This window comes from Flavobacterium sp. HSC-61S13 (assembly GCF_024171535.1).
Lineage (GTDB): Bacteria > Bacteroidota > Bacteroidia > Flavobacteriales > Flavobacteriaceae > Flavobacterium.
Map to the genome: position 1 here is coordinate 37766 of NZ_JALJZV010000021.1, position 8744 is coordinate 46509.

6 protein-coding genes are annotated in these 8744 nt (G+C 36.8%); 4 read left to right on the top strand and 2 right to left on the bottom strand.

The genetic code is table 11. The annotated features are described in order from the left end of the window. Positions 1-12 precede the first annotated feature (12 nt). Positions 13-2577 (bottom strand): SEL1-like repeat protein, encoded by a 2565-nt coding sequence (locus tag L1275_RS15375; RefSeq protein ID WP_253475427.1) that lies wholly within the window; start codon positions 2575-2577, stop codon positions 13-15. A gap of 288 nt (positions 2578-2865) precedes the next feature. Here L1275_RS15375 and L1275_RS15380 point away from each other — a divergent pair, with 288 nt between their 5' ends. The 3 genes from L1275_RS15380 (at position 2866) to L1275_RS15390 (ending at position 4302) form a co-directional block, all read left to right on the top strand. Beyond that, complete coding sequence (locus L1275_RS15380; protein ID WP_253475430.1) at positions 2866-3219, top strand: DUF6713 family protein; 354 nt, start codon at positions 2866-2868, stop codon at positions 3217-3219. A 27-nt stretch (positions 3220-3246) separates the two neighbouring features. Next, positions 3247-3633 carry a VOC family protein gene (locus L1275_RS15385; RefSeq protein ID WP_253475433.1) on the top strand — a complete coding sequence of 129 codons (387 nt, stop codon included), beginning with the start codon at positions 3247-3249 and terminating at the stop codon, positions 3631-3633. Positions 3634-3732: 99 nt separating this feature from the next. After that, a complete protein-coding gene (locus L1275_RS15390) occupies positions 3733-4302 on the top strand; it encodes a hypothetical protein (protein ID WP_253475436.1) in 570 nt (189 codons plus the stop codon). 174 nt (positions 4303-4476) lie between these two features. Here L1275_RS15390 and L1275_RS15395 read toward each other — a convergent pair whose 3' ends face one another. Continuing rightward, positions 4477-5646, bottom strand: a complete 1170-nt coding sequence (locus L1275_RS15395) for a hypothetical protein (RefSeq protein ID WP_253475440.1) — start codon at positions 5644-5646, stop codon at positions 4477-4479. Between the two features lie 833 nt (positions 5647-6479). Here L1275_RS15395 and L1275_RS15400 point away from each other — a divergent pair. Beyond that, positions 6480-8744: hypothetical protein (locus L1275_RS15400; protein ID WP_253475443.1), on the top strand; the 2265-nt coding region annotated here is incomplete at its 3' end.

The following is an 8744-nucleotide window of genomic DNA, read 5'->3' on the forward strand; positions in this document are numbered from 1 at the left end:
CAAGGGAAATACTTATTTTTTAAACAACTTTTTTATAAAGGACTTTTTTGGTTTTTCTGTTGGGTCTTCAATACCTAATAATTGATAATCTATTTCAATATTGTTTTCTGCGGCATAGTGCAACCACTGCGCAAATAGATCGGCATGGGCCAATTCAGAAGCAGCGCGGTAGTGGTAAAGCAGTCGGTTTACAGCATGAGGGTAAAGTGCGATGTCTAACGCTTTTTCGTAATAAGCCAGCGCTTTTTTTATATTGGTCTTTAGTCCGCCCAAACCCGATTCGTACATCAAGGCATAATAGATGGGCGAAAATTCTTCTTCATAATCCTTTTTTAAGAGCGGTAAAACCTTTTTATAGTCGCCGTTGCTAAAATAGATATCGGCTAACTTATCATGATGAAAATGTTTAAGTTTTTGCGCTTTTAAATAGTATTCGATAGCCAAATCGTCGTCTTTTGTTACGAGTTCGCCGTAGTAGTATAAATGGGCTAGATTAGACCAAGCCAGTCCGTTGCCGAGTGCTGCTGAGTGGGTATATGCGGCTATGGCTTTTTCGGTATTTTGTTCGCAACCGATGCCGTTTTGATAGTGGTAACCGAGGTTGTTCCAAGCGTTTTTTTCGCCTAAATCTGCCGCTTTTTGGTAGAGTTTCAAGGCTATGTCAAGACGTTGGTATTGCGTATCCTCTGCATTGACATAAAAATACCCCAATTCACACATCAGTTCGCGGTGTTGACGATCTACGCCGATTTCACAAATGGCAACGGCCAGGTCGAACTCTTCGTTTTCAAAGTGTTCTAAAGCCATTTTGTAGAGTATGTCGTCGTCAAAATGACGGTAATAATCCGTTCCCACTTTGGCTTTCCACAGCTCATAGAATTTTGAGAAATAGCGCAGATCTGCTTGGTTTAATTCTTCTTTTCTATGTTGGAATTGTCCGATTTCCGCGGCAGTCGCTTCGCAAATTTGCTTGCTTTTAGTGAGGTAAAACAGTTGGTCTTTTTGATATAAAAACAGCAGCAGGTCTTCGCGATAAATCGACTCTGAGATATAGTCGTAAGTCGGGCTGACTGCATTGGATGCGGCATCCCAGTATTGCATTCCGTCTCGAAGTTTTATGCGTAACAACTGCTGGGAGGCGTGTTCAATTTTAATATAATTCGGATCGGGAGTTAGTTTCCAGCTGTCGCTTTGAGCATCGTAAATTCCCTTGCCTTGATCGGTTTCCAATATATAGATGTCCTCAAAATAATTGGCTAAATAGTCGATAACGATTTTGTCAATCCTAAAATCTGTCAGTAGAAATCGGTGTTGTACACTGCTGTAAAGATACCATTGTTGCAGTTTTTTAAACGCAAAAGATCGATACTCAGACAGTTCCATTAACCGATCAATTTCGGTGTTTAGTATTTGTCCTTGCGGGTCGAGTATGCTGCTCTTGGACTGTCCCTGATGAGGTTTTACACTATAATAACCGTTGGGTAGTGGCGACAGTATATCCGAAGCATAATCTCCCAAATAAATTCCATTGGCCGTATAGTATTGGCGTTTCGAACTGCCATTTATCCTCAAAAAGAACAGGTCGATATATTCCCATTCAAAGGGTATAGGGCTGTCAAAGTCTAGGATACGTTGGTTATCTATATGAATCAGTTGGTATTTGCCGTCTTTTTTAGCGTTGAAATAAGCGCCAAAAAGCAACTCCAATTCACTGTATAAAGTTGGAATCAGCAACTCGTTTTTTTCGACATCGATCAACCCGAAGCGATTTTGCTGTTCCACCAGTCCGGCGATAAGCTGATCGGTATAACACTGCTCTACAATCGGACCGTAGTGCAGGTCGAAAACCTCATGTGCTGCGTCGTAAATCGTTGGAACGATTTCCTTTCCTGCACTGTTGAGGTAACCAAATTTACCGTTGCGTTGTACAACAGCTATGCCGTCTGTGAAATCATATATTTCGTCGTAGACAGCAGGGGTGATGGCGTTGCCGTTGAGATCGCTTAAGCCTTTTAGTCCGTTTTTCTCTGTTATCGAGCTGAGTGGGTGCTGATAGGCTTCTTCATTCCAATAACCGAGACCGTAACGAATCCAATCGCTTTCGAGCACTTCTAAAAAAGACTGATAACCAAAGGTTTTTAATAGGGGTTCTAAAGGTTCTAAACTTTTTGTTTTAACGGCCAATTGATACAATTCTATTTGTTCTTGTATTTGAATGACCCATTCCTTGGCTTGAGCAGTAGGTTTTTCGTCGTTCATCGTAAACACATCGCTACCGTCTATTTGAAAACGGTCGTACGGTAAACTGTCTAAAAATCGAAACATTTCAGTCTTTGCCTCTATATAATCGGAATGATCGTGCAACATATAAATCTCTTCAAGCAACTGATAGAATTGCTTTAAAAATTCAATACCAACTTGGGTGTCAAAATACAAGTCAGATCGTTTAGATCGTCCATTTGCCGAGAATAGAGGCAGTATTAATGGGGGAATATCGTATTTCCACTCTGCCAAATAATTGGGGTAATAATCTCCGGAAACCGAATCGATGTTATAGATGTAAATACGATGTGCCATAGTGCTGTATTGATGCGGACTAATTTACATATAATACCGTGTTTTTTCATTTAAAATTAGGTGCTGTTTTGGATAATTTTAAACGTTTTATTTGCAGTTTGTTGTGTTAATTAGTTTGTTCTTTATACTTTTTTTTTGTAAATTAATTAAAGTAAGTGGGAGCTAAAAAATTAAAATCCCGGTCTGTAAATTTGGTATTAGAACTCTTGCAGTACAATATGCTTCGTTATCTTTGTGTTCCGTTATGCGGAGTTTGAGTAAAGCATTATTTAATAGTTTTCCCATTTTATGTCAGCATCGTTTTTGTTTTTTTTAGGAATCACCTTTTTTGTCTTACATGAAATAGATGCCGTTCGCTGTAAGGAATGGCGTATTTTTCCGGGGCTTTCCCAGCTTAATGATCTATGGGGAAAACGAATCTTTTTGTTGGCACATATACCGATAGGCTACTTTATGATCTGGCAATTAACAGCTTCTGATTCGCCCGAAATATTTAAAACGGGTTTTGATATTTTCCTACTAATACATCTCGTCGCGCATCTGGTGTATTTAAAGCATGCGAAAAATCAATTTAAAGATTGGATTTCTTGGACTTTTATACTCGGAGCGGGAATTTGCGGTCTGTTTGATTTGATATTTTAAAAAGAGTTCGTTTTTTAATTTTATATTTTGAGTTCAATGAATGTTAGTTTGAGTACTTTAATACTATATGTACAGGATGTAAAAAACCTCAAGGAATTTTACACAGAAAATTTCGGATTGCAAATCATTGAAGAAGACCTGAATTGGGTGTTGTTAAACGCTGGAGGGGTAAGCATCGGATTGCATACGATGGGCTTGGAATATAGGGGAAAAGCAAACGCGGTTCAGTCCTCCCAAAACAACGCGAAAATGGTGTTTGAGATCGACGTGGATATTCAAATTGCGAGAAATAAGTTGATTTCGAAAAACATTCGAATGGGTGATATAAAAACTTTTGAGGATTATGATTTTTGGTTGTGCGACGGATTGGACCCGGAAGGTAACGTGTTTCAATTAAAAAGCGCTAAGAGATAAAATATTAGTAACTGAGGTATAGTTTGAAAGTAAGGAATATTAGTAGAATTAATTCGCTTTATTTATAGGCTGGTGTACGTATTGACTAAACAAAAACAGATGTATTGGAAAAACTACAGTAAATTTATACAATCCGATTATATGGAGCGCTCGTATTGGCATTCGTCAAAGGCTGTATATGATTATAAAGGGTATAGAATAATTTTCGATCATTACACCTTTCACAGTAGTGTGGGAATTCGAAGTTTTGAATCTACAGTAACGAGAGTGTATTGTCAATTTGAATCGAGTAAACCAATGTATCTCAAAATTTGCAAAGCGACGTTTTTAAATCGTGTGCTCAACATTTTCAATACCAGTCGATTTAGAATATTGGATACGCGTTTTAATCGTATATACCAAGTATTTTTAAATAGGGGAGTTTCTCCAGCAGCATTAAACCGTGTTACTACCAATAAAATCTTGGACTTGAATGTGGTAGAATTAATCATTGACAACAACGACGGAATCTGGGGAACCGCTCTTGGTAAAAATATTTATGAGCTGGCTACTTACATCGACAAAGATGACCTTGCGTTTTCCGTTTTAAACGACATTAAAGCCCTGTTTGAAGAAATCATAAATAGTTTAGCCATAAACAATCAGATAAAGCCTGTTATAGAGCAGTGACCTTAATATGTACTAGATCTTAAATGAGGAAATGTTTCTATTGTTATATTGAGAAGTAATGGATTCTTTTGAAATGGTAAAATCGATCAAGCAGTTTATTCTATCTTAAAATAGGATCATATTTTGAATACGCCTTGTTACCGCTTTAAATAAGAAAATATATCAGTAACTTCTTTACCTTTTATTTCTGGTGTAATTTACTGTCATAAAAATCGTAAAACCAATAAGCCAAATACCGAGTACCAATCCAAAAAGCAACGATGTAATGGAAGGATGCAGGAAATTCGGTTGGTAAAACAACCGATCCAAAGTCGTGAATTTTTCGACTAATGCTTTTCGATCAAATTGGTTTCGGATGGTTGTTGGGATTCCCTGACTATCTCTATAATAATAAACATCCTCCACTAAATCTTTAGGAACTATATGAGATTCCACTCCATATTGGATCAGTAAGCGATCCAACTTTTGAAAATGCGATAATAGGGAATCCGGCTTTTTGTCATACAGTAATTGGTAGCGCTTGACGGCGGATTTGTATTGTTGTTGTTCGATAGGAATATCTTTTTCAGGACTGAACAACGTATTGTTTTCGATAAATATACAAATGTCCTTGTCGTATCTCGGACTGACCTCACGCCCCTTGTAAATGATTTGTGTACTGTCTCTGATAACCTCTTTTCTAATGATCCGAGCAATCAAATCACTTGGATCAAAACCGATTTGATCTAAAAGCTTGCTGGCTGCTGTAGATGCTTGATTGAAGTCTTTGGTCAGCACTTTCAAAGTATCGATGCTGTAATAGGTATATTCAACCTGATAATAAGAATCTATGAGTAAGGTACTGTCCACTACTTCTATAACCGGATAGGGTTTTGGATATAAGATGTTTACTGGATCAAATAATTCCTCTGATCCATAGGAGGCAGTATTGTATAAAAAAGGATTTAAGACATTCAACAGTCTTTTGTCTTTATGGAATTGGTTTTGAGGTAATTCCGATCTCAATTGGGCATACATCCCAAAGCTGTAACTGATAAAAAACGAAAAACTCAAAAAGGTCATAAGCAGCAGTATACTACCGATTTTAATTAAGTTAGTCCACGTTTGCTTTTGTTTCGTATGATTTTTTAAAAGTAAAATCAAAAAGATCAATAAAAATAAACCCGTGATAAAAAAGTGGGAAATGGATACATCGTCATAAAACTTAAAACGGTAAAATTCCGTGAATAGATTAACCTGGTCAATACCTTTAAATTTATAAAAACCGTAAAGAAAGTATCCCACATGAATTAACGCTAAAAATGCAACCGACTTTATTAAGAATTGTTTGAGTTTTTTATCCATTTTGTAACACAAATTAGGTTCAAATATAAATATTTCATTTTGAAGTTAATGCTGCGATATCTTTTATATATAATCTTCTCTTCGGTTTTAATTTACAGACTTATCTAACTTGATTTTATCATTCGAACATCAAAACAGCTTTAGGATAGTACTTGCTTGCTCAAAAATTTTTATGTTTTATAGTAAGATTTAAAACAGTAAAGAAAAATGTGCTACTTAATTTAAGTATTAATATAAAATTCAGTCAAAGCAGTTTTGGCAACAATTTGCTTTTAATTATGGGGTAGTAACTAAACGAATTGACAACATAAACTATTTAGATTGCTTTTATTTTGATGAAAGCAGTCTTTTTTATGGATTGTAATATAAAAATAAGCATAGAATGAACATTGAAATTTATTTTAAATATTATTTTAATAATTTTTGCCTTATTATCCTAACATTTCATTATTTATGAAAGCCTAGGAAAACTTATAAATCTTCTGTCGCTTTTCTTGCTTAGCTCTGCGGAAACTTATAAAGTTGCTACTTCTCTAAAAGATGTATTTAGTACACATCGATGTGTGAAAATAAATAATCCTTAAGATAAATGGTTGCGATAGACCGAAAATTCACATTTTCGGAAATTGAGAATCATCTTATTAAATAAGATGGCAATAACCATTAACTCGTATTTTGTTAATAATTACCTATACCCAAATACCATTTTGTTATGTTGTATTGCTCTAATGTTATTTTATAATTCTGAATTGTTAATATGAATTTTTTGTTAACATTTTTGGACTACTAGTTTTCTTGTTGTGATGATATTCGTAAGACAAAAACTATCGGATATGAAAAGAACATTATTATGCATTGGAGCTTTGCTCTTCGTGTCATCACTTAAAGCACAGGTGGGGATTGGTACGCAGACCCCGAGTAAGTCAGCTGAGCTGACTTTGTTTTCTAAAGATAAAGGATTTTTAATTCCTAATTTATCTTTAAAAGACACCAAGGATACTTCTACAATAGTCAATGGAAATGTAGAAAGCCTTTTGGTTTATGCCAATAAAAAACAAGGAGATATTGTCCCTGGATTTTATTATTGGAGTAATGGTAAATGGCTACGCGTGGTAGCTGATGTTGATGTACCAGCTTTGGTTATTAATAATTTTGAAGAAATCATTAATAACCAAATAGTCCAGAATCATTTATCAAATTTATTTGAAGGTTATGGTGGGAATGTTTTTTATGATGGAGTTAAATTTGAATTTATCAATCCATCTGGACAGCGACAATTACTAAATTTTGCGGATTTAATTAAAAGTTATGAAACAATAACTACATTAGTAAGTATAGGTAATGGCAAGTACAATTACAAATCAGAAAATGGTTCAGAGACCATCATCGATGTTCCTCTAGCGGTATCTCAAAATTTTGAGACTATCGTCAACAACAACTCGGAGACTGTCAAAAAAATCATTGAGCAAATCGTTTCAGAAGCCGAGGGAAATGTGACGTATAACGGCACGGACTTGGTGTACAAAGACGCTAAGGGTCAGGAACAACGCGTGGATTTATCAAGTTTGGTCAAAGCCAATGAAACCGTAACTACTCTAGTAGCTGGCGCCGATGGTAAATACACTTACCAATCGGAAGACGGTACGCAGACCATCATCGATGTTCCCCTAGCAGTATCTCAAAACTTTGAGACTATTGTCAACAACAACTCAGAAGCCGTTAAAAAAATCATCGAACAAATTGCTTCAGAAGTCGAAGGCAATGTTACTTACAACGGAACAAACCTAGTTTACAAAGACGCAAAAGGAATAGAACAAACAGTAGAGTTAGGATCTCTAGTTAAAGCCAATGAAACCGTTACAACTTTAGTAGCTGGCGCCGATGGTAAATACACTTACCTGTCGGAAGACGGTACGCAGACCATCATCGATGTTCCCCTAGCGGTATCTCAAAACTTTGAGACTATTGTCAACAACAACTCAGAAGCCGTTAAAAAAATCATAGAACAAATTGCTTCAGAAGTCGAAGGCAATGTTACTTACAACGGAACAAACCTAGTATACAAAGACGCAAAAGGAGTAGAACAAACAGTAGACTTAGGATCTCTAGTTAAAGCCAATGAAACCGTAACTACTCTAGTAGCTGGCGCCGATGGCAAATACACTTACCTGTCGGAAGACGGTACGCAGACCATCATCGATGTTCCCCTAGCGGTATCTCAAAACTTTGAGACTATCGTCAACAACAACTCGGAGACTGTCAAAAAAATCATCGAACAAATTGCTTCAGAAGTCGAAGGCAATGTTACTTACAACGGAACAAACCTAGTTTACAAAGACGCAAAAGGAATAGAACAAACAGTAGAGTTAGGATCTCTAGTTAAAGCCAACGAAACGATTACCACTTTAGTAGCTGGCGCCGATGGTAAATACACTTACCTGTCGGAAGACGGTACGCAGACCATCATCGATGTTCCCCTAGCGGTATCTCAAAACTTTGAGACTATTGTCAACAACAACTCAGAAGCCGTTAAAAAAATCATAGAACAAATTGCTTCAGAAGTCGAAGGCAATGTTACTTACAACGGAACAAACCTAGTATACAAAGACGCAAAAGGAGTAGAACAAACAGTAGACTTAGGATCTCTAGTTAAAGCCAATGAAACCGTAACTACTCTAGTAGCTGGCGCCGATGGCAAATACACTTACCTGTCGGAAGACAGTACGCAGACCATCATCGATGTTCCCCTAGCGGTATCTCAAAACTTTGAGACTATCGTCAACAACAACTCGGAGACTGTCAAAAAAATCATCGAGCAAATCGTCTCAGAAGCCGAGGGAAATGTGACGTACAACGGCACGGACTTGGTGTACAAAGACTCTAAGGGTCAGGAGCAACGCGTGGATTTATCAAGTTTGGTCAAAGCCAATGAAACCGTAACTACTTTAGTAGCTAGCGCCGATGGTAAATACACTTACCTGTCGGAAGACGGTACGCAGACCGTCATCGATGTTCCCCTAGCGGTATCTCAAAACTTTGAGACTATCGTCAACAACAACTCGGAGACTGTCAAAAAAATCATCGAGCAAATCGTCTCA

What these genes read in the sequence shown, in the direction of transcription:
- L1275_RS15390 (WP_253475436.1), top strand. Translation starts at nt 3,733, where the DNA reads ATGTATTGGAAAAACTACAGTAAATTTATACAATCCGATTATATGGAG.
- L1275_RS15395 (WP_253475440.1), bottom strand. Translation starts at nt 5,646, where the DNA reads ATGGATAAAAAACTCAAACAATTCTTAATAAAGTCGGTTGCATTTTTA.
- L1275_RS15380 (WP_253475430.1), top strand. Translation starts at nt 2,866, where the DNA reads ATGTCAGCATCGTTTTTGTTTTTTTTAGGAATCACCTTTTTTGTCTTA.
- L1275_RS15375 (WP_253475427.1), bottom strand. Translation starts at nt 2,577, where the DNA reads ATGGCACATCGTATTTACATCTATAACATCGATTCGGTTTCCGGAGAT.